We start from the raw sequence: 19,781 nt of genomic DNA, 5'->3' as shown, positions 1-19,781 counted from the left end.
GTCGAACCCCCGCGAGGCCGACGTGGGTCGGGTGCCGGGTCGGACGACGGCGCTACCGACGCGCCGCTACAGCGACTCGGTCTTGAAGTGTTCGCTGGAGGTCCAGTTCGGGCCGAAGTAGCCGCCGGTTTCGTCGCGGAACTCCGAGCGCGGGACGTTGCACACCGCAAAGTTCGTCCCGTCGGGGTAGGAGTCCGCGAGCGTGTCGTACCCGCTCGCGCCGCCGCCGGCGTACGCGAGGCGGAAACCGAGGCGGTACGTCGAGTTGATGAGGCTCCGACTGATGGAGACCGTCACGGTCTCCATCGCCGAGTCGATGGAGATGTCGAGTCCCGAGACGGAACTAACCTCGCTCCAACCGCTCCCGTCGTTCTTCTGGTAGCTCACGCCGTTCGAGGCGTGGTAGATGGCCTGATAGTTCGCCGTGCCGTTGTCGTTCGCGTCGAGCAGTACCGGGAGGTTGTCCTGCGACCCGCTCGTGAACGCCGCCGGGAGCTGGAACGTGTAGACGACCGGGTCGTCGTAGCTGACCTCGACCGTCAGGGGTGCCCCGACCACGTCGCTGGCGAGGTAGGTCTCGGGGTCAAGGTTCGGGTGCCCGCCCTCGTCGAAGGAGTAGAGCTGGTCGTAGCTCGACGCGCTGGCGTCGGACTCACCTTGGATATTGGCGTCGGCTGCTTTGTTGTCCGCGCCGACGTACATCGTGTCCGCCGCCTTCGCGTCGTGGGCGTTCCCGCCGGTCGTCGTGATAGTGACCGAGACGCGCAGGTCGATGCCGGTCGTCTTCTTCTTGCCGTCGTCGTCGGACTCGAAGTGGTCGTCGCCGAAGGTCTCGGTGAGGTCCACTTGGTCGAGCGTGAACGACCGCTCGCCGTCGAGACCGTTGATGGAGTAGGACTTGCTCGTGACCTTGGTGTAGTTGTTCGGGTGCGAGCCTTTCTTCTTGGCTTCGAGCGTCACCATCCCGGTCTTGGCCGCCGAGTCGAGACCGCTCCACGAGAACGTACCGGAGGTGTCCACCAACACCTTCTGGATGCTCCCGTCCGCGGTCGTCACCGTGCCCGCGTTGTTCGCCTTGAAGCTCGTACTCACTTGTGCGGCCGCGCTCCCCGTGAACGCCGCGAGTCCGCTCCCCGCGAGCGCGAGGCCGCCAACTGTACCCAGTACCTTCCGCCGGTCGAGTTCGATGTTCGATTTCATGGTTAGGTCCGTGTCCTCCGCGCCCTCTCCTCGGGAGGACTCGTTTCACTCGATGGAGAGATTCCGCATTATTCATACACCCCGACACGTCTCACAAAGAGAACGAGAAGGGAGTGCATATACCCCCAGAAGGTTCGTTAAGCGCCTCCTACCGGCCGTTAAACGACCCCAGAATCGCACCACGGCGCGGCTTCCTCTCGGGAAGGTGATGATTTCAGCGAGCACCGAGTCGTAACTCGTCGGAAGATAAATAGTAACTGAAAGTTATGAATAACACGACGTTGACCGACCCGCGCGGACCGACAGGGGGAACCTATCCAATGGCCGCCGAAACGCTCCACCGAGAAGACCGCGACGAGGCGAACGAACCGACCGACGGGGCGGCGTTCTCGCAGGAAGTCGTCTTCGAGATGCTCAGCAACAGCCGCCGCCGGTACGTCGTCCACTACCTGCTGGACAATGACCGCGACGCCGAACTCCGAGACCTCGCCCGCGCGGTCGCGGCGTGGGAGAACGACAAGCGACCCGACGAGGTGACATCGCAGGAGCGCCGCCGGGTCTACAACGCGCTCCAGCAGGCCCATCTCCCGAAGATGGACGACGCGGGTCTCGTGGCGTTCGACGCCTCGCGGGGCACCGTCGTCGCGGCCGACGGCTTGGCCGACCTCCGGGTCTACCTCGAAATCGTCCCCGGCGACGAAATCTCGTGGAGCCAGTACTACTTCCTGCTCGGCGCGTTCTTCGGGTCGATGACGCTGGCCTCGCTGGTCGGCGTCGATCCGTTCGGCGCGGTGCCGGGGGTCGCGCTCGCCGGCGCGTTCGCGCTCGTCCTCGTCGCCTCGGCCGCGGCGCACGTCTACCACGACCGGAAGATGCGCCTCGGCGCGGACGAGCGCCCGCCGAGCGCGTGAGGAAAGACAGCCAACGCGGCCGACGCGGGCGGTGTCCGCCCGCGTCGGCCGCGTTTCGGACGTGTTTGTTTCGGACGCGTTCGTCCGAGGAGTTCTCAGACGTGTTCGTCCAAGAAGTCGGCGACCGTGGTGTACGCCTCGATGCGATTCTCCAGCTTCGAGAAGCCGTGCCCCTCGTCTTCGAATATCAGCTTCTCGACCGGGACGCCCTGCTCGGCGACGGTCTCGACTATCTGCTCGGCCTCGCCGACCGGGACGCGGGGGTCGTTCGCGCCGTGGAGGACCAGCAGGGGCGCTCGGATGTTCTCGGCGTTGGTCGTCGGACTGATGGATTCGAGGAACTCGCGGTCCTCCTCCAGCGACCCGTACTCCGCCTCGCGGTGTTCGCGCCGCCAGTCGCCCGTGTTCTCGAGGAACGTGACGAAGTTGGCGATGCCCACCACGTCCACGCCGGCTGCCCAGAGGTCCGGGTACTCGGTCAGCGCCGCCAGCACCATGAATCCGCCGTACGACCCGCCGAAGGCGACGACCTTCTCTGGGTCGATTTCGGGCTGGTCGCGGAGCCACTCGACCGCCGCCGCGACGTCTTTCACCGAGTCCATCCGGTTTCGCACGTCGTCCAGATGGGTGTAGGCCGTGCCGTACCCCGTCGAACCGCGGACGTTCGGTTCGAGGTAGGCGTACCCCCGGTTCAGGAAGTACTGCTTGACCGAGTGGAAACTCGGGCGGCGCTGGCTCTCGGGACCGCCGTGGATGTCCACGATGACCGGCGTCTCGCCCGGCGTCGCGTCCTCGGGCACCGAGAAGAACGCCGGAATCTCTCGGCCGTCGAACGTCTCGTAGTGGACCAGTCGGGGTTCCACGAACGACTCCTTCGGCAGGCCCGCGGTGGCGGCGTCGGTCCAGCGCTCGGCCTCGCCCGACGCCGCGTCCACGACGTAGACGTTGGTGTTCTCGGTGCTTCCGGTGACGGTGACCGCGAAGCGCTCGGCGTCGTCGTCGAAGGTCCCGCCGCTGGTGACGGCCTTCGGGAGGTCGGGCGCGGGGAACGTCTCGAAGTCGGTCTCGCCGGTCAGTTCGGCCGCCGTGAGTTCGGTGTAGCCGTCCACGTTCGTCCCGAAGACGAACCGGCCGGTGTCCTCGTCGAGCGTGAGGCTCTCGACGTTCCAGTTGCCGTCCTCGGACGGCGGGTCGCGGGACTCGTCGGCACCGGCCCGGTCGTCGCCGGTCGCCACCGTCTCTATCTCCTCGGTGTCGAGGTCGAGGCGGGCGAGGTACGTCGTGTCGGTCCCCTCGTCGGTGATGAGGTAGAGCGCGTCGCCGTCGGGACCCCAGTAGACCGACTGGAAGCGAACGTCGCCCTCGTGGGGCGTCACGTGGTTCAGGTCGCCGGTCTCCACGTCGAGGACGTACACGTCGTAGTCGAAACTGGAGTGCATCTCGGTGAGCGCGAGGCGGTCACCGTCGGACGCGTCCGACGAGCCTCCGGTCGCGTCGCTCCCGGAGACGTCGCTCGGACTCCACCCCGAGACCGAGAGCCAGCCGTCGCCCTCGTAGACCATCTCGGCGTCGTCGCCCCGCTCGTCGCGGCCCTGCACGTACACGTCGAAGACCGACTCGTCGCGTCGGTTCGACGCGAACGCGAACCGCGAACCGTCGGAGTTCCACCCGCCCCAGTAGTGGATGGCCTCGGGCGTGTCGGTCAGGGGCGTGACGGTCTCGCCGTCGGCGTCGAGGCGGAACAGTTGAGTGCGCTCGTCGCCCCCCTGGTCCATCCCGAAGACGAGTTCGTCGCGCTCGGGCGACCAGTCCGCGAAGCCGATGGCCTCCTCCTCGAAGGTGAGTTGCCGGGGCCACTCGCCGGGTTCGTCGAGTCGCCAGACCTGCGGGACGCCCGTCGTGTCCATCAGAAACGCGAGTTCGCCGTCGGGACCGAACGTGGGGTACTTCGCGCTTCTGACGTTGAGATAGCGCTCGAAATCGTACGTCGGCATGCGAACTGCTTGCAAGCCGACGGGCAAATCGTTTTGGTCTCCGGAAGGCGGTCCCCCGGCGGACTCCCCCGGTTACTGCCCCCGGAAACGGGCGGTTTCTTCGGTTCATCGGCCGGATAACAAAACGGAGCCAGAGAGAACGCCGACGAGAGAAATGACGGACGCTCCCCGACTGCTCCCGTTGGTCGTACCGGTTTTCGCCGCACTCGTCGTCACCGCGACCCTCCCGGTCCCCGCCGCGACGGGTCTCGAATCCTCTCCGACTGCCCCGGACGGTCTCGACCCCACGACCGGTCTCGACGCCTCCCAGACCACGACCGGTCTCAATGCTTCCCAGAACGTCACGCTGACTGGCGCGAACGCCAGTGACCGCGCCGGGGCCGCAGTCGCCGCGGTCGGCGACGTGAACGGCGACGGCGTCGGCGACCTGCTGGTCGGCGCGCCGCGGGCCGACGCCGCCGGAAACGACAGCGACACCGACGCCGCCGACGCAGGAAGCGACGCCAACGACTCCGGCGCGGCGTACCTCTTCTACGGACCGGTAGACCGCGAGGAAGTAGGTCTCGCCACGGCCGACGTCACCCTCGTCGGCGCGCGACCCGGCGACCGTGCCGGTTTCGCCGTGGCCGGCGGCGACGTGAACGGCGACGGTGCGGCCGACCTGCTAATCGGCGCGCCGGGCTACGACGCGAACGGAAACGGGCCCGGCGGGAACGACTCCGACGACGACGCCGCGGGCGCGGTCCACGTCGTCTACGGCGGCGACTCGCTCTCCCGCGCCGTCTCGTCCGCCGGGGGCGACTCGTCCGCCGGGGCGGATTCGCCGTCCGGCACCGTCTCGCTGGCCGCGGCGAACGCGACGCTCGTCGGCGCGGGCGAGAACGACCGCGCAGGGTGGTCGGTCGCAGTGGCGAACGGAATCGACGACCGCGCCGCGGTCGTCGTCGGCGCACCGGGCAACGACTCCGCCGGGGAGAACGCGGGCGCGGTCTACGCCCTCGGACGCGACCGCTTCGCCGGCGACTCCCCGGACGCGATTTCGCTCGCCACCGCCGGGACGGAGCTCGTCGGCGCGCAACCGGGCGACCGAGCGGGGACGGCGGTCGCGTTCGCGGGCCACGCGAACGTCGACGGCGCGGCCGACCTCCTCGTGGGCGCGCCGGGACACGACGCCGCCGGCGAGAACGGGACCGAGAGCGACGGCAACGAGAGCGACGGTGACGGAGACGAACGCGAGGACGCCGGCGCGGCCTACCTCGTGCCCGACGCCCTCGACGCCGGACGAATCGATCTCGCCGAGGCGGGCGCGGCGTTCGTCGGCGTCGCCGAGAACGACCGCGCAGGTGCGGCGGTCGCGTTCGCTGGCGACCCGACCGGCGACGGCGCGGCCGACCTCCTCGTGGGCGCGCCGGGCGACGACGCCGGCGGAAACGCCTCGGGTGCGGTCTACGTCGTCTCGGGCGACGCGACGAATCGGACGGCTCGCACGCTCGACTCGGCGGTCGCCACGCTCGTCGGCGCGGAATCGGGCGACCGCGCGGGTGCGGCGCTCGCAGCGGTCCGGTGCGGCGACGCGACCGACGTGCTGGTGGGCGCACCCGGTTCTCTCGCCGGCCCGGACGGCGGGGAGTCCGCGGGCGCGGCGTATCTCGTCTCCGGCGCGGACCTCGACGGCCGGACCGACCTCGCTGACGCGGCGGCGACGCTCGTCGGCGACGCGCCCGGCGACCGATTCGGCGCGGCGGTGGCCGGCGGCGACGTAGACGGCGACGGCGGCGACCTGCTGGTGGGCGCACCGGGGACCGACGCGACCGGAAACGACTCCGGCACGGCGCTCCTCGTCCGGCGCGACTGCGCGAACGCGACCGGCGAAGCGACGGCGGGGACCACCGATGAGAGCGAGGAAACCACCGACGGCACGACGGAGCGGACGACCGCGACGACCGAAATCCCGACCGCGACGGCCACCGAGACCACGACGTCCGCGGCGAACACCACGACTGCGGAGACGCAGACGGAGACGACCACGGAAACGACGACAGAGACCACGACCGCGGAGACGCCGACGACAACCGAAGCTACCGAGACGACTACGGAAACGACCGAGACGACCACGGAAACGACGACTGCGACCGAAACGACGACGACCGAGACCACGACGACGGAAACCACGACGGAGACGACCACCACCGAGTCCGACGACGGGAACCTCGAACCGGGCGACAGCGTGGGGCGTGACGGCGACCGACGCGGCAGGCCAGACAAGGGCGGAGAGCGCGGGACGACTACGGAACGCGAGAACTAGTCGGACGGCTGACGGGGCGTCGGCGGTCGTCGGCGGTCGGCGGCTCTCAACGCCGAACCGATAGCTCTCGCGGGGATTGACCGACGAGTACACGGCGACTATCCTCGGCGCGAACTCGAAACCCGCAATGGAAGTGCCGGTAACGGGCGGTTCCAGGCGCGACGTGACCCACCGCTCGCCGAACGGCGACCGTGCCCGGAGCGTCGGCCGATTCGTGGCGGTCGCCGAGCGGGTCGCTCGCCAGAACTCAGAGAAAACGGTTTCGGCCGTGAGTTTCGTCCGGCGGTCGTTCGCCGGAACGCGGAGTTTCTTCCCCCGGCCAGCCTGCAACTTTCGGTTGAAGCGTTGAACGATACTCGCCGAGTAGTAAACAGTCAAATCCGTTTATCCGGGGTTCTGTCGTCCGTTTTCTACGGTACACATGGCTACCGAAACCACACGTCCATCTCGGGAGGAAGTGTTCGACGCCGTGAAGAACCTCCGGCGTCGGTACGTCCTCTACTATCTCCAGCGATACGGCGGACCGGTAGACCTCGGCGAACTCGCCGAGCAGGTCGCGGCGTGGGAGAACGACACCACGGTCGCGGAGGTGTCGCCGAGTCAGCGGAAATCCGTGTACAGCGCGCTCCACCAGACCCACCTCCCGAAGTTGGAGTCGGCCGCGGTGCTTCGCTACGACCCCGAACGGAGTCTGGTCCGAGCGACCGAGCGGACCGAGCGACTGGAGCTACAACTGGCCAGCGACCCTCAGACGTCGGTTCCGTGGCACCGACTCTACCTCACGCTCGCCACGGTGAGCCTCGTCCTGCTGGCGTCGGTCTGGGTCGGTCTCTACCCCTTCACGCTCCTCTCCGGCGTGCAGTACGCGCTGTTGGTCGTCGCGGTCTTCGGCGTGACGGCGCTGTTTCACACCCACGACCTGCGGCAGTGGCGACGCCGGGCCGACAACGCCGCGCCCGACTTCATCCTCGAACTGAACGACTGATCGGACCCCGCGGGCGGACAGGACTCGTGTGGTTTTGGCGGTCGTCGTTTTCGGAGTCGCAGGTCGGTCTCGGGTGACCGTCTAGAGTCATCGGTCCTCGTCGAGCGGTGGACGCCGAGTCGAAGCGAGTCACCGCCGAGTCGAAGCGAGCCACCGCCGACTCCGGGTCGATTCCTCGCGCGACCCCCACCGAGAACGCCGGGCGAACGCAAAGAGTTGGGTTTTTAGTGGGTGACTTCGTGGCGCTTCGTATGCGCGTCGCGCTCGTCTCGGAGACGGTCGCCCAACACCGCCAGACGGGGGCAACGCGACGACTCCAGCGTACCGCCGAGGCGCTCGCCGGCCGGGGCCACGACGTCGTCGTCTGCTGTGCGCAGTGGTGGGACGGCGACCACGAGACCTTCGAGCAGAACGACGTGACCTACCGGGCGGTCACCGACGAGCGCGGCGACGGCCGATTCGCCCTCGCGCTCCCGGCCGCGCTCCGGGCCGCCGACCCGGACGTGATTCAGGCCACCGCCGACGACCCGACGCACGTCCTCGCCGCGAAAGCCGCCAGCGTCTTCCTGCGCGCGCCGCTCGTCGTCGACTGGTACGAGTCGCCGCAAGCGGGCGACGCCGACGACCCGCGGTGGCGACTCGCCGCGACGGTGCCCGAACTCGTTCTCGTCCCGTCCGAGACCGTCCGAACCCGCGTCCGGGAACTGGGCGCGGACGGCGAGGCGGTCCGGGTCGTGCCCAACGGCATCGATACGGACGCCATCCGCGCGGCCGAACCCCGCGAGGTCGCCGACATCGTCTACTCCCGGCGGCTCGACGCCGACGCCAACCTCGAAAGTCTCCTGCTCGCCTTGGCGGAACTCCGTGACCACAACTGGTCGGCGGTAGTCATCGGCGACGGTCCCGAACGCGACGTCTACGAGCGACAGGTCCGTGACCTGCGCATCGAGGACCGGGTGTCGTTCGCGGGCGACCAACCCCTCGAAAACCGGCTGTCGGCGTTCAAGGGCGCGCACGTCTACGCCCAGACCGCCCGCCGGGAGGCGTTCCCGACCGACCTGCTCCGGGCGCTGGCCTGCGGCTGCGCCGGCGTCGTGGAATACCACGTCGAGTCGAGCGCCCACGAACTGGTCGAGCAGGAGGACCGCGCGTTCCGGACCACCAGCGAGCAGGAGCTGACCGACGCGCTGATCTCGGCGAGCGAGATGGAACCGATGGAACTCAACGAGAACTTCGCGGAGTACGACGAGGCGAAGGTGCTGGACAGGTACCTCGCGGCCTACGACGAAGCCGAGGAACGGATGAGTTGGGTCGAACCGGCCGCGGTTGCCGGCGGGGCGGTGTTGGTGGTCGCGGTTCTGGTGTTGCTGGTCGTCCTACTCTGACCGTAAACGGACCAGCAGCGACCGCAAGTCGCTACTCGATTGTCCGACAGTAACGAGGAAGGCCACGAGCCGTCAGGAGCGGCGATTGCTCGCGTACCGACTCCCGTCGGACGGACGCGGCGGCCGCTACTCAGGAACTCGGGCCGAGGAAATCGACGTTACTGAATTCGAACCGAGCCCCGCCGCCCGCGCTCTCGGTCACGCGATACGACCAGTCGTACACCGTCGCCAGTTCTCGGACGAACGCCAACCCTAATCCGGTACCGCCCTCGTCGGCCGTGGTCGTCACACCCGCCTTGAACACGTCCTCCCGGTCGCTCGCCGGGATTCCGATTCCGTCGTCCGCCACGAAGAACCCGTCTTCCGCCTCACCGACGCGGACCGCGACGTCGCTCCCGCCGTGTTCGACGGCGTTCTCGAACAGGTTCTGGAACAGGTGGCGGAGGTACGTCTCGTCCGTCTCCACTCGGGCATCGAGGTCCACCTGCAGCGTCGCATCGGGCGCGTCCGCTTCGTCCCACGCTTCCCGCGCGACCGCCGCGAGCGAGAACGGTTCGGTCTCGCCGATCGCGTTCCGGCCCTGCGTCAACACCAACATGACGTCGATCATGTCCTCGATGCGGTCGAACGCCTCCGTCACGTATCTGACCGCCTCGGAGTCCGACTCCTCGGGGAGCTGCTGGCCGTATATCTGGCCGATGGTGACGGGGTTGCGGAGTTCGTGGGCGAGCATGCTGGCGAAGCTCTCGAGGCGCTGGTTCGACGCCTGGAGTTTCCGTTCGTGTTCGACCCGTTCGGTGATGTTCCGAACGGTCATGCCGATTTGGCCGCTCGACGGTCCCGCGATGGGAAACGCCTGACACTGCAAGACCCGGCTGTTCGCTCCGAACTCGCGCTGGAAGGTGACTTCCTCCCCGGTCCGCGCGACGTCTTCGAGGATGTCGAGCCACTCGCTCGGCTCGCTCGGAGCCCGATCGCGAATCGTCTCCCCGACCACGTCGTCGAGACCGGTGTGTTCGTTGAAGGCCGGGTTGGCCTCCACGTAGCGGAAGTTTCCCGGCTCGCCCGGAGCGGTTTCGACCTTCTCGAAGACGCAGTAGCCTTCGGTCATCGAGTCGAACAGGGTGCGGTAGCGTTCCTCGGACTCGCGCAACTCGTCGTAGAGCCGGGCGTTCTCGATGGCCGCGGAGGCGACGTTGGCGAGCTGGACGAGAATCGCCTCGTCCGCCTGCGTGAACTCCCCCCGATACTTGTCCGAGACCTGAATGAGCCCCATGTTCTGGCCCTCCGACCCGACTATCGGGACCGCCAGCCATCCCCGCATCGGCGGGTGTTCGTCTCCCTCGTCGCCGAAGTCGTTCCAGGCCGGGTGGGACTCCAGCTCTGACTGCGTCAGTCGCATCGGCTCGTTGCGTTCGCACACCACCGAGTAGATGCCGCTCCCGTCGGGTTCGGTGTCGTAGTCGCGGTAGTCGGCGTACTTTTCCGAGAGGGACACCGCGTTTATCGCCTGCTCCCAGTCCAGGTTGATCGTTCGGCTCGTGACCGACTGGTGGGCTCCCACCAGTTCCCGCGCCTCTTCGGTGATGAGGCGCAGGAGGTCGTCCAGGTCGTCGGTAATCTGGATTCGAGTGACGAGCTGGGCGAGCTGACGGTGGTTCTTCAGCAGCCACTGGCGCGAGGGCTGGGTCTGGTCGTCGGCGCTCGTCAGCTCCGCATCGGCTTCGCGGTCGTACTGGGGTGACCACCACACCCGTTCCCCGTTTATCTCCTTCGCTTGCAGAAGTTCTCGTTCGACGAGTCCGTTCGCTTCGGATCGAATCTTTCGTGGCGAATACCCGGTTTCGGCGGCGATTTCGGACGCGGTAGACGGTTCGCGCCCCTGTTCGTCGAAGAACTCGAGAACGATGTCCGACGGTGAGCGCTCAGGCGGACCGGGCATCTCTTCTCACTACTACAGTACGTACTCCCTCGGCGTTCTATATCTGACGGTGACACGAATCGGTTCGACGGAACGACCGCGGGAACGGTACACGTCGAGCGGCGGTTTCGCGGACGGCTCCGGGGAACGAGACCGAGCGACTAGCTACTGCCGTCCTCGAACCGCTCGGGATGGTCGGCCGCCTCGACCGCCCGGACCGCCGCCACGTTCGCTTCGACGTCGTGGACTCGGACGATGTCGGCCCCGCGCTCTGCCGCGAGCGTCGTGCCCGCCACCGTGGCCGCGGTCCTGTCCTCGCCCGCGTCGATTAACTCGAACATCGACTTGTGGGAGTGGCCGACGAGGACCGGACACTCCAGCGCGTGAAACTCGTCGGTCCGGGCGAGCAACTCGAAGCTCTCGGCGCTCTCCTTGCCGAAGCCGAGTCCGGGGTCCACGATTATCTGCTCGCGGTCGAGACCCGCCTTCTCGGCGAGGAGGACCTTCTCTTCCAGTTCGTCTATCACGTCCTCCACCACGTCGTCGTAGTGAACGTCGCGGTCGGGGACCACGGGCGCGTCGATGCTGTGCATCACGACGATGGGCGCGTCGTGGTCGGCCGCGACGAAGCGCATCTCGGGGTCTTCGAGGCCCGACACGTCGTTGAGGACGTCGGCTCCGGCGTCGAGCGCGGCCTCGGCGACCGCGGCCTTCCGCGTGTCGATGGAGACGAGGGCGTCCGAGTCGGCGATGCGCTCGATTACGGGGACCACGCGGTCGGTTTCCTCCTCGACCGGAATCTCGTCCGCGCCGGGACGGGTGCTCTCGCCGCCCACGTCGATGACGTCCGCGCCGGCCGCGACCATCTCCTCGGCGCGCGAGATGGCGTCCTCGACCGCCTCGTAGCGCCCGCCGTCGTGGAACGAGTCGGGCGTGACGTTCAGGATGCCCATGACGGCGGTGCCGTCCTCCCACGGGTAGCCCCGCCGGTCGGGGTCGGTCCGGATGCCGAGCGCGTCGCGCAACTCGTCGGCGAACACCGAGAGGCCGTAGGGCTGGCCGTCCAACTTCCCGGCGAGGCGCTTGAACTGCGCGAGGGTGCCCATCAGCACCACGTCCACGTTCTGGTCGTCCTGCTCGTTGGTGCCCGAGACGGCGCACTCACCGCCGAGGCTCAGCATCTCCTCTTTGAGGTAGCGCGCCTGTCGGACCTGCACGCGAGTCTTCAGCACGCGGTGGACCGCCTTGCCGCGCATCCGCCAGACGCCGGGGTCGGTCACGTCCGCGCCCTCCAGCGCCTCGCGGGCGTCGTCCAGATTCCGGATGCGCTTGGGAATCTCGGCGCGAGTCCAGCGCGTCCGGGCCTCCGCGACCGCGAACAGCGACCCCGCGACCAGCACGAGGTCGTCCTCCCCGGCCGCCGTCAGCGCGTTCTCGACCGCGCCCTCGACGGCGTTCCGAGTCAGGACCTCGCCGGCACCCGCCTCCTCGAAGGCGCGGGCGACGACCGCCTCGTCCTCCGCGCGGTCGAGATTCGGTCGGCAGGCGACCACGCGGTCGGGCGTCGGCAGGGCCTCGGCCATCCCCCGGAGGTCCTTGTCGTGCATCGCGCCGAAGACGAGGTGGAGGTCGTCGTACTCGCCGTCGAACTCGCTCACGGTCGCGGCCAGCGCCTCGCACGCGCCGGGGTTGTGCGCGCCGTCGAGGACGACCACCGGGTCCCGGCCCATCACCTCGAACCGGCCGGGCCAGTCGGCCTTCCGGAGTCCGCGGGCGAGCGCCTCCCCGTCCAGCGCGGTCTCGGGCAGGTCGCGGCGCGCCGCGACCTGCCGGGCCAACGCCGCCGCCACGCCCGCGTTTCGCGCCTGATACTCGCCGAGCAGGGGAATTTGGGTCTCGACCTCCCAGTCCGGGCCGGAGAGCGAGACCGCGGCCTCGGTGTGGTTGGTCCGGCCGCCGTACTCGACCCGCACGTCGGGCGATTCGGCGGTGTCGTCGTCTTCGCCTCGTTGCCCCGTCGAAGCGTCGGCCTCACCGACCCGAACCACATCCCCGGCGTAGTCTCGAACGCTGTCGAAGGCCTCGCCGGTGGTCGCGGTCACGAGCGGCGCGTCGTCGGGCGCGACGTGAGCCTTGTCGTGGGCGATTTCCGCGATGGTCTCGCCGATGATGCCGGTGTGCTCCAAGGTGACGCTCGTGACCGCGCTGGCTATCGGTTCGACGACGCTGGTCGCGTCGTACTTCCCGCCGATGCCGACCTCCAGCACCGCGACGTCCACGTCCTCGCGGCCGAAGTGCCAGAGCGCCAGTCCGGTCATCACCTCGAAGAACGTCGGGGCCTCGCCGTCGGCGGCCCGGTCCTCAACGTACTCCTCGACCGACTCGACGTACTCGGCGAGCGCGGCCTTCGGAACCTTGCGGCCGTTCACCCGGACGCGCTCGCGCACGTCGTCGAAGTGCGGGGAGGTGTAGAGCCCCACGTCGAGGTCCGCCTCGCGGAGCGCCCGCTCGGTCATCCTGGCGGTCGAACCCTTCCCGTTCGACCCGGCCACCTGCACGAAATCGACCTCCTCGTGGGGGTCGCCGAGGTGGGCGAGCAGTTCGGCGGTCGATTCCGTGCCCGGTTTCGGGCGGAACCGACGCAGGTCGAACAGGAAGTTCGCCGCCTCGTGATAGTCCATATCTGCGAAGATTAGCGCGGCGCGCTTAGGAGTATCGGAGTCGGAAACGAGCCGGTTCGACGCCCGCCTCGCTCACAACTCGAACTCGCGGTCGCGCTGGCGGTCGGTCCGCTCGCGTTCGCGGCGAACGCGGTCGTCGCTCACGTCGTCGTCGCTCATCAGCTCCTGAAGTCGCTGCTCGTACTCCAGTTCGGTTATCTCGCCCTCGACGTACCGCTGTTTCAGTTGGTCGATGCGGTCCTCGGTCGTCGGTTCGAACTTCTCTGAGAGACCGAGACTGCGTGCGCCGGGATAGTACCGCTCGACCGTCCGGGCGAGTCGCGCGAGGCGGGCGTCGCGGGGCACCGACGCGCTCCGGACGACCGCGACCGCGAGGCCGACCAGCAGGACGAGCGAGACCACCCCGAGCATCGCGGCGACGGCGACGAAGGGCGCGGCGGTCTGCAACAGCGCGACCAACAGCGGCGTGCCCGCGGCCGGGTCGAGGAACGCCGAGAGAACCGCGAACGCGCCGAGTGCGGTGACGCCGACCAGCGCGAGTAGCGACAACAGGAACCCGCCCAGAAGCACCGTGACCCGCGAGTCGTCTACCAATCCCATCGTCGGGGGTTGGTGGCGCGCGCACTTGAATTTCGTCCTTCGGGCGGAGCGAGGCGTTCGGTACGAACGGCTCGTGTCCGCCGCGTCCTTCGGGCGGGGAGGTCACCCCTGCTCGGGGCGCTCCCGACCCAAACCCACGAAGTCGAAGCGGTCGGTCCGGACCAGCCCCGCCGACAGGCCGACCGCGAGCGCGACCGCGACCCAGTTACCGAAGTAGACGTTCATCGCACCCCACAGCACGACGAAGCTCACGAAGTCGTCGAGCGCGAACTCGCAGGTTTCGAGGCGGTCGGCCAGCGCCTCGATGTCGAAGCTCCACTCGACTATCGAGACCGCGACGAGGCCGCTGAGAATCCAACCGAGGAAGTTCGAGAGCGGAACGCCGTAGTAGAACCCGCCGCCGTCGTAGGTCCAGAAGCCGAGACCGACCGCCGCGGGGTCCAACACGAGGTCAACGACGAGGACGACCGCGAGCGCCGCGAGCGTCCGCTCGACGCGGGAGGCCCGCGGGAGCAGGAGCAACACGAGCAGGTAGCCGTTGACCACCAGCGGGAGGAAGAAGACGGGGAGTCCAATCGGCACCCCGCCGACCATCGGCCCGAGTTGAAGCTCGTAGCTGAATTCGCCGTAGGGCACGCCGTAGTGGACGCCGACGTACTCGATGAAGTAGCTGTAGGCCGTGACCGCGAGCAGGCCCAGTCCGGCCTTCCGGTCCACGAGCGGCGCGAGACCGGCGACCAGCGGCAGGCGCATCACGGCGGTCCCGAAGAGGACGAGGACCGGGTTCATCGCCAGCCACGCCGGGAGCAGGACTCGCTCGTGGCTCAGGACGAACAGCGCGGCCCCGACCAGCGGGAAGACGACCGCGATGGTGAATCGGTTCTCGCGGACGAGTCGGGAGAGTTCGGCCTCGACCCGCGCTCTGGTCGCGCGCTCGTCGGTCGCGCCGTCCCCGGCCGCGCCGTCCCGGTTCGGACTATCCACGCACGACCCCCCAGAGACCGCCCAGCGTCAGCACCATCCCGACCAGTCCGTTGACGGCCGGGAACCACCAGTAGGCCCGCGAGACGGCCACGTCGGTCGCGGCGACGCCCGCCGCGAGCAGGGGGTAGACGAGCAGGAGCGCCCCGCCCCGCCAGTCGAGCAGGCCGAAGGCCCCGGCCGCGAGGAGCCAGACCGCCCCGCAGTACGCCAGCGTCCGGCGCTCGCCGAGGACGGTCGCGGTCGTGCGAATCCCGGCCCGGCGGTCGGGTTCGATGTCGGGAATCGCCGAGAAGGTGTGCATCGCCATCGCCCAGAGCCACCCGCCGACGACCGCGAGCGCCGGGGGCTGGTGGCCGGCGACGGCGACGAAGGCCGCCGCGCCGGGCAGGACGTAGAGCCCGTTCGAGACCGAATCGAGCGGCGGGACCGTCTTGAGGCGGAACGGCGGCGCGCTGTAGGCGTAGCCCAGCGCGAGGAAGGCGACGACCCACGCGGCCGGGCCGACGGTCGCGCCGGCGGGTGGGTTCGGGTAGAGCGCGAGCGCTCCCGCGGCGAACGCGCCCGCCAGCGCGAGGCCCGCGAGACCGCAGGCCGCGACGACCGCCGCGACCGCTCCCCCGCCGCGGAACCGGGCTTCGCGGGCCTGCTCGCCGGTCTTCTTCGGATTCTCGACGTCGATGTCCGCGTCGAAGGCGTCGTTGACGCCGTAGAGGTAGACGTTCGCCGGCACGAGGAAGTACGCGAACAGCGCGACCGCGGCCGGGGCGAACAGCTCGCTTACCGCCGACGCGCCGTAGGCGACGCCGACGAGGACTGGCCCGGCCAAGTAGAACCAGAACCGGGGCCGCGAGAGCGTCAGGAGGTAGCCGAGCGTGACCGTCGGTTGGCGTTCGTGCATGGCTTACCGGCCGTAGTCCTCCAGCACGGCGTCGGCGGTGTGCTGGCCGCTGATGAGACACATCGGGACGCCGATGCCGGGCGTGGTGAACGACCCGGTGAAGTAGAGTCCGGGCACCTCCGACGAGCGGTGGCCGGGCCGGAGCGGGCCGGTCTGACGGAGGGTGTGAGCCAGACCCAGCGCGGTGCCCTCGATGGAGTTGTACCGGTCGGCGAAGTCCGAGACGCAAAAGCTCTCCTCGACCACGATGCGGTCCCGCAACTCGACGCCGGTGTTCTCGGCGATGTCGTCCAACACGAGGTCCCGGTAGCGCTCGCGGGTCTCGGGGCCGTCTTCGAGACCGGGCGCGACGGGGACCAGCGCGAAGAGGTTGCTGTGGCCCTCGGGCGCGACCGTCTCGTCGGTCTCGCTCGGCACGCAGAGGTAGTACGCCGGGTCCTCGGGCCACTCGGGGGCCTCGAATATCTGGTCGAAGTGCTCGTTCCAGTCGGTCGGCAGGACGAGCGTGTGGTGGTCGAGCGGGTCCACGTCGCCCTCGACGCCGAGGTACAGCAGGAACGCGGAGGGCGCGTAGGTCCGCGAGTCCCAGTAGTCGGCGTCGTACTGGCGGCTCTGGGGCGGGAGCAGGTCCTGCTCGGTGTGGGCGTAGTCGGCGTCGCTGACCACGAGGTCCGCGCGGAGATAGTCTTCGGGGTCGTCGGTGTCGATTTCCACGCGGAAGTTCCCCGCCGACCCGAGAACCGACTCGACGGGGCTGTCGGTCCGGTACTCGACGCCCAACTCCCGGCCCAACTCGGCCATCGCGTCCACGACGACCCCCATCCCGCCGGGGGTCGCGCGCTCGTCGCCGTCGTCGGCCGCTCCGTTTCGGTCGGCACCGTCGCTCGTCTCGCCAGCGTCGGCCCCGTCGCCGTCGGCGCGCACGGGGTAGTGGACTCCGAGGTTGAAATCGACGTGGCTCATCAGGTTGTAGAGCGCCGGGGTGTTCTTCGGGGAGCCACCGAGGAAGACCAGCGTGTACTGCATGATCTGCTGGAGCTTCGGGTGGTCGAAGTACTCCTCGACGTGGCCCTGCATCGACCCGAGGAACGTCAGGCCGCGGGCGTGTCTGAACACGTCCAAGTCCACGTAGTCGCGGAACCGCGGCCGGTCCTCGTAGACGAAGTGCTCCATCCCGATGTCGTAGGTCTCCTCGGACTCCGCGAGGTAGTCGTCGAGGGCCGCGCCCGCGCCGGGTTCGTACTCCTCGAAGGTCGCCTTGGTCGCCTCGCGGTCGGCCGTGACGGTCACGTCGTCGCCGTCCTTGAAGAAAATCCGATAGTGTGGGTCCAGATGGTGAAGTTCGTAGTAGTCGTCGGGACGCCGACCGAAGTGGCCGAAGAACCGCTCGAACACGTCGGGCATCAGATACCACGACGGACCCATGTCGAATCTGAAACCCTCGCGTTCGAGGACGCTCGCCCGGCCGCCCAACTGTTCGTTCTTCTCCACGACGGTCACGTCCGCGCCCGCGTCGGCGAGGTAGCAGGCCGTCGAGAGACCGCCGAAGCCGCTTCCGACGACGACGACTGACCGGTCGGCGAGTTCCATATCCGGTTCTGAGGGCGCGAGTCACATAAATCGACGGACCGCACGCTCGGCGACCCGGCCGGGCGAGCCGTCGCGTAGTCGTGTAATTTCCGGAAAATATCACCGACACGCTTATATCTGAACCATGATGCCTTCGAAACAGGAGATGAACCCTGCGAAGTTCGCCCTCCTGTTGGGCGTCGGCCTGCTCTCGTTTCTGTTCGTCGTGTCGCTCTACGTCGTGTGGACCCGAATCGTGGGGCTGGACCCGACGCTCGCCCAGCGATGCGCGAAGTTCTCGCTCCCCGGCCGGGCGACCCTCGCGCTGGTTTCGGGCGTACTGTTGGGCACCGCGAGTCTGGCCGCACCGAACGTCGAAATCGGCATCGCGGGGATGGTCATGCTCGCGGCCAGCACGTTCGCGGCGCTGATGCTGTTCGAGTTGGCACAACAGCGCGAACGCGCGGCGAGTTAGCGCTTTTCGAGCGCCGCCCGGTAGTGCGGCCCGTCGTCGCCGTAGTACACGTCCGCGACCTGCCAGTCGGTTCCGACCGCCGCCTCTCGGACCCGGTCGGGACCGAACAGGCGAAAGAGCAGGGTCTCGCCCAGTTCGCCCTCGTACTCGAAGGTCATCACGCGCGCGGACAGTCCGGGCGTCGGGTCCGGACGGTAGCCGAGCAACTCGCCGTCCTCGATTCGGGCGGGGTCGTAGCAGTCCACCACGGCGGTCCCGTCGGGCGCCGTCACGTACGCGAGGTCGGCCAGAAACCGCCGGAGACCGTCCATCGACCCCGCGAGACCCAGTTGAGTGCCGACGGCGAGCGCCGACCGGAACCGGTCGCGCTCGAACGCCTCGCGGAGCGCGAACATGTCGCCCTCGCGGGCGTCCGCCACCCCCCGGTCGCGCATCGTCGCCACCAAGTTCTCGCTGACCTCGATTGCGACCGTCTCGAACTCCTCCTGAAAGTACAGCGCGTGGCGGCCCGCGCCCGCCCCGAGGTCCACCAGCGGTCCGTCGAGGTGCGATTCCAGCCACCGGCCGGTCTCGCCCTCGGCGGTGAACTCCGCGAAGTAGAACTGTTCGATCGGATGCTCGCGGGTCTGCTCGCCGTCGCGCTGAATCAGCGGTGCCTCGCGCTCGCCGCGGTGGTGGTCGCGGACCGCGCGACCGAAGGGGTCTGCCATGCGTGAATCCGCATCGGGCCGTCGGAAAAGAGTTCGTGAGAGACGGTATCGAGTTGCACATTGAAGACAGATGCCCCGTTCTTTGAGAACGGGGCATCTGTCTTTAGGAATTGCAGAGGAATCTCTACCCCCGACCGACGTTCGGCCGCGCTCAGTCGTTCGTCACGAACCGGAGTCGGTACTCGTAGTACTCGCCGTCGTACAGTACGAGCGGCGGGCGGTCGGGTTCCGCGAACGCGTCCTTCCGGACGTTCCCGTCGATGTACGCCCGGCGGTGGAGTCGCTTCAGCACCGACCGGTACGCCTCGGAGTACGGGTGGCGCTCGGCGTAGCCCTCTCGACTTCGGGCGTCTCGGAGAATCGACCGCTCGGTCTTCGAGAGGTCCCCGCGGCCGAACCGCGCGTCCACGAACCGAGCGCGGAGGACCGCCTCCATCTCGTCGGACGACTCGGCGACGGGTTCGACCTCGGCGCGGTAGACCGGTTCGTGGAACGTCTCTCGCGAGACTTCGACCCGATAAATCGTCCCGCGGTACTCGACGTGGCTCGGTCCCGAGTCGCCGACGAGGTTGCTCGCACCGACCGCCTCGTCGCTCCGGTAGACGTAGCCGCCGCGCTCGACGAGTCCCCACGGCACGCCGCCGACGTTGCCCCGAGCGCGGGCGGCCTTGTACGCGATGGAGACCGCGCGCCGGTCGGCCTCGTGCAACTCGTCGTAGGCCGCGTGGTCGGGCACCGAGTCGAGTTCGTCGGGCGACCCGACCGTCCGGAGTCGGAGGACCGGATGGGTCGCCTCCCGCTCGCCGACGACGACGGAGCCGAGTCGGTAATAGGTTCCCTCGCGTTTCGCGTACTTCGGGTTCTCGCGCGCGAAGAACGGTTCCCTGAACTGCGTCGTGTACGTCTCGCCGGCGACCGCGGCCGCGAACGCTTCTTCGTCCCAGTCGGGGCGGGTCGCTTCGAGGTCGGTGACGTATCGGTCGGCGAGCGACCCCGACCGGCGCGAGAGCGAGAGCCTGAGACGCCGGTCGCCGGTCGCGCTTCCGCCGCCACCGTCGCTTCCGGTCGCGCCGCGAATCGCGTCGAGACAACCGCTCGACTCGGCGAGACAGACCGTCGCACCGGCCGCCAGCAGTCGCCGTCGCGTGAACGTGGAGGGCATC

Annotated in this window: 15 protein-coding genes; 5 read left to right on the top strand and 10 right to left on the bottom strand. The window is 68.7% G+C overall.

Annotated features, from left to right (window positions below; genetic code table 11):
* Positions 1-66: 66 nt before the first annotated feature.
* Positions 67-1,200 (bottom strand): hypothetical protein, encoded by a 1,134-nt coding sequence (locus M0R88_RS12990; RefSeq protein ID WP_248653928.1) that lies wholly within the window; start codon positions 1,198-1,200, stop codon positions 67-69.
* 320 nt (positions 1,201-1,520) lie between these two features.
* Here M0R88_RS12990 and M0R88_RS12985 point away from each other — a divergent pair, with 320 nt between their 5' ends.
* A complete protein-coding gene (locus M0R88_RS12985) occupies positions 1,521-2,111 on the top strand; it encodes a DUF7344 domain-containing protein (protein WP_248653927.1) in 591 nt (196 codons plus the stop codon).
* 95 nt (positions 2,112-2,206) lie between these two features.
* Here the strand turns inward: M0R88_RS12985 and M0R88_RS12980 are convergent, their stop codons facing one another.
* Entirely contained in the window at positions 2,207-4,105 is a 1,899-nt protein-coding gene (locus M0R88_RS12980; protein ID WP_248653926.1) for a S9 family peptidase, read from the bottom strand.
* A 154-nt stretch (positions 4,106-4,259) separates the two neighbouring features.
* Between M0R88_RS12980 and M0R88_RS12975 the strand changes: the two genes are divergently transcribed.
* From M0R88_RS12975 to M0R88_RS12965, 3 genes are all read left to right on the top strand, one after another.
* A complete protein-coding gene (locus tag M0R88_RS12975; RefSeq protein WP_248653925.1) occupies positions 4,260-6,410 on the top strand; it encodes an integrin alpha in 2,151 nt (716 codons plus the stop codon).
* Between the two features lie 421 nt (positions 6,411-6,831).
* Positions 6,832-7,395, top strand: a complete 564-nt coding sequence (locus tag M0R88_RS12970; RefSeq protein WP_248653924.1) for a DUF7344 domain-containing protein — start codon at positions 6,832-6,834, stop codon at positions 7,393-7,395.
* A gap of 251 nt (positions 7,396-7,646) precedes the next feature.
* On the top strand, positions 7,647-8,780 hold the full coding sequence (locus tag M0R88_RS12965) for a glycosyltransferase family 4 protein (protein WP_248653923.1): 1,134 nt from the start codon (positions 7,647-7,649) through the stop codon (positions 8,778-8,780).
* A gap of 130 nt (positions 8,781-8,910) precedes the next feature.
* Here M0R88_RS12965 and M0R88_RS12960 read toward each other — a convergent pair whose 3' ends face one another.
* From M0R88_RS12960 to crtID, 6 genes are all read right to left on the bottom strand, one after another.
* Positions 8,911-10,533, bottom strand: a complete 1,623-nt coding sequence (locus M0R88_RS12960) for an ATP-binding protein (RefSeq protein ID WP_248653922.1) — start codon at positions 10,531-10,533, stop codon at positions 8,911-8,913.
* A 329-nt stretch (positions 10,534-10,862) separates the two neighbouring features.
* On the bottom strand, positions 10,863-13,382 hold the full coding sequence (gene folP, locus M0R88_RS12955) for a dihydropteroate synthase (protein WP_248653921.1): 2,520 nt from the start codon (positions 13,380-13,382) through the stop codon (positions 10,863-10,865).
* Positions 13,383-13,454: 72 nt separating this feature from the next.
* Entirely contained in the window at positions 13,455-13,982 is a 528-nt protein-coding gene (locus tag M0R88_RS12950; protein ID WP_248653920.1) for an SHOCT domain-containing protein, read from the bottom strand.
* Between the two features lie 102 nt (positions 13,983-14,084).
* A complete protein-coding gene (cruF, locus tag M0R88_RS12945) occupies positions 14,085-14,966 on the bottom strand; it encodes a bisanhydrobacterioruberin hydratase (RefSeq protein WP_256468563.1) in 882 nt (293 codons plus the stop codon).
* On the bottom strand, positions 14,959-15,864 hold the full coding sequence (locus M0R88_RS12940; protein WP_248653919.1) for a prenyltransferase: 906 nt from the start codon (positions 15,862-15,864) through the stop codon (positions 14,959-14,961). The genes cruF and M0R88_RS12940 overlap by 8 nt, the downstream gene beginning before the upstream one ends.
* A gap of 3 nt (positions 15,865-15,867) precedes the next feature.
* Positions 15,868-17,454, bottom strand: a complete 1,587-nt coding sequence (crtID, locus tag M0R88_RS12935; protein ID WP_248653918.1) for a bifunctional phytoene desaturase/3,4-desaturase — start codon at positions 17,452-17,454, stop codon at positions 15,868-15,870.
* A 145-nt stretch (positions 17,455-17,599) separates the two neighbouring features.
* On the opposite strand from crtID, the gene M0R88_RS12930 reads away from it, so the two are divergent.
* Entirely contained in the window at positions 17,600-17,908 is a 309-nt protein-coding gene (locus tag M0R88_RS12930; RefSeq protein WP_248653917.1) for a hypothetical protein, read from the top strand.
* Here M0R88_RS12930 and M0R88_RS12925 read toward each other — a convergent pair.
* Together M0R88_RS12925 and M0R88_RS12920 are read right to left on the bottom strand one after the other, a co-directional pair.
* Positions 17,905-18,618 carry a class I SAM-dependent methyltransferase gene (locus tag M0R88_RS12925; protein WP_248653916.1) on the bottom strand — a complete coding sequence of 238 codons (714 nt, stop codon included), beginning with the start codon at positions 18,616-18,618 and terminating at the stop codon, positions 17,905-17,907. The two genes, M0R88_RS12930 and M0R88_RS12925, sit on opposite strands and share 4 nt — an antisense overlap.
* Positions 18,619-18,769: 151 nt before the next feature.
* A complete protein-coding gene (locus M0R88_RS12920) occupies positions 18,770-19,780 on the bottom strand; it encodes a hypothetical protein (RefSeq protein WP_248653915.1) in 1,011 nt (336 codons plus the stop codon).
* Position 19,781: the final 1 nt, after the last annotated feature.

Source organism: Halorussus gelatinilyticus (genome assembly GCF_023238445.1).
Taxonomy (GTDB): Archaea; Halobacteriota; Halobacteria; order Halobacteriales; family Haladaptataceae; genus Halorussus; species Halorussus gelatinilyticus.
Note: the sequence above shows the minus strand (reverse complement) of the source record. Positions and strands in the feature narration are given on the sequence as shown.